This is a genomic window from Lysobacter daejeonensis GH1-9, from assembly GCF_000768355.1.
GTDB lineage: Bacteria > Pseudomonadota > Gammaproteobacteria > Xanthomonadales > Xanthomonadaceae > Aerolutibacter > Aerolutibacter daejeonensis.
Map to the genome: position 1 here is coordinate 1 of NZ_AVPU01000068.1, position 1,906 is coordinate 1,906.

Annotated in this window: 2 protein-coding genes; both read right to left on the bottom strand. The window is 69.2% G+C overall.

Annotated elements, in window-relative coordinates:
* Window positions 1–350 precede the first annotated feature (350 nt).
* On the bottom strand, window positions 351–1,073 hold the full coding sequence (locus tag N800_RS14955; protein WP_036140501.1) for a DUF4124 domain-containing protein: 723 nt from the start codon (window positions 1,071–1,073) through the stop codon (window positions 351–353).
* Between the two features lie 50 nt (window positions 1,074–1,123).
* A complete protein-coding gene (tsaC, locus tag N800_RS14960) occupies window positions 1,124–1,696 on the bottom strand; it encodes an L-threonylcarbamoyladenylate synthase type 1 TsaC (RefSeq protein WP_036140504.1) in 573 nt (190 codons plus the stop codon).
* Window positions 1,697–1,906: the final 210 nt, after the last annotated feature.

The window sequence follows — 1,906 nt, forward strand, 5'->3', positions numbered from 1 at the left end:
ATGATCTGTCCTCGGCGGCCTAACGCTAATTAGATGCCGTTCCGGGACGATAACACCGTATGGTGCGTAGCCATTCTGGTTGAGTCAACGTGACAATTTCCTAGCCAGAACAAGGCGTTGCAAGTCGATGTGGCGCCCTGCGGAGCACTTTCACGTCCGTGCTATCACGCAGATATGCCGTGATAAACATTTATCACCCGAAAAATGTCGTGATAACCAAGGGCGTAGCTGTATAGGCCGGGAACGCACTTTGCCCGACGTTGTTAGCAGGTTGACGCAACCCGCCAGCCACTTATGCACGCTGCACCTTGATAACGCGCGCATGCGACGCAGCGTTTAACAGGCCTGCATCAACGCGCAACGCACGTTTCACCCAGTTGCGCATCAATCAATCGCTGCTCGTCGGTGATGCGCCGGCGCTCGCTTTGCAGCGCGCTGTTGTAGCGCCGGTCCAGGGCGTAACGCCGGTCGCGCAGGCGTGCGCACACCTCGGCCTGCGGCAGCCGGGTGCAGGCGTCGCGAATCCACGTGCCCGTGGGGAACGCGGCCACCACGCCGCTGGGGTGGCGCGTCGGCATCGGTCGCGTGAGCGGAGGACGCGGTGGCAGGGTGCTGCCGAACTCCACGCGCCCGCGCACGTTGCCGCCGCCCATGTCGATGCGACCGTGCACGCCCTCCGGGCGCGCGGACAGGTCCGGATGTACGGGGTAACCAAGCGTCCACAACGGCACCCAGCGCGGGTTGCCGTCGGGGTTGGATGCGGTGTAGCGCTCACCATCCGGGGTCACGCACTCGTACACGGGATCGGGGGTGTGCACCACCACGATGCCGGGCGATGGGGGCGCGGGCGAGGGCACCTCCGCGGCCGGAGCTGGCGATGCCGCCCGTGGCGGTGGGTCCTTGGGCCGCACCATCTCGCGCGTGCTCTGTTGCTGGCCGCGGGGGCAGGGCGTGTCGCGCAGGCTGACGCGCCCGGCTGCGTCCGTGCAGCGGTACACGGTGATTTCGCCTGCGCGCACGAGCGTCGGGGGCAGGCAGATCAGCACTAGTAGGAGCAGCAGGGCCGGGCGCATGCGGCCATCTTGCGCCGTCGGCGCGCCTGCCGGTAGTCGCCGCGCCGGCCTCAGCCGCGCAGAACGGCGTCGGTCAGGGCATCGCGGATGGCCGTAGGGGCGGCCAAGCCGCCGGTCTCGCCTTCGCACACGGCATCCAGCAGTCCCAGCAGGGCCGGGTCGAGGTCTGCGCGGTGGAAGGCGGGGGGCCTGCCGGTCAGGTTGGCGCTGGTGGACACCAGCGGGCCGCCGAAGGCACGGCACAGGGCGATCACCGTGGGGTGGTCGCTGACGCGCACGGCCACGCTGGCGTGCGTGCCCCGGATCCAGGGCGGCACGCCAGCGGTCACCGGCACGGTCCAGGTGTTGGGGCCCGGCCAACTGGCTTGCACGGTGGCGCGCCGGTCGGCGGGCAGGGCGGTCCAATCCACCGATGCGTCCAGCTGGGTGGCATCGGCGGCAATCAGGATCAGGCCCTTGTCCACCGGGCGTTGCTTGATCGCCAACAGGCGCATCACCGCCTGCTCATCGAACGGGTCGCAGCCCAGTCCCCACACCGCTTCGGTCGGGTAGGCCACGACGCCGCCGCGGCGCAGCGCGTCCACGGTGGCGTCGATGGTGTCGCTGCGGTTGGCGTGGTCCATGGTGGCTGGGCTGGCAGGGTTGAGCGCGCATCCGCCGGGGCCGCGCGCCGGTGGCGGCGGTGCGGCCCCACGGGCTCAGAACGGCGCGTCGTCGTCGGTCACCGTGGCCGCCTTCTTCGCGACCTTCTTCGTGGTTTTCTTCGCGGTGGCCGTGGCCTTCGTCGCCTTGGCGGGCGTCTTGCTGGCGGCCTTCTTCACCGTCTTCTTGGC

Coding starts and splice junctions, on each gene's coding strand:
- N800_RS14955 (WP_036140501.1), bottom strand. CDS start 1,073: ATGCGCCCGGCCCTGCTGCTCCTACTAGTGCTGATCTGCCTGCCCCCG.
- tsaC (WP_036140504.1), bottom strand. CDS start 1,696: ATGGACCACGCCAACCGCAGCGACACCATCGACGCCACCGTGGACGCG.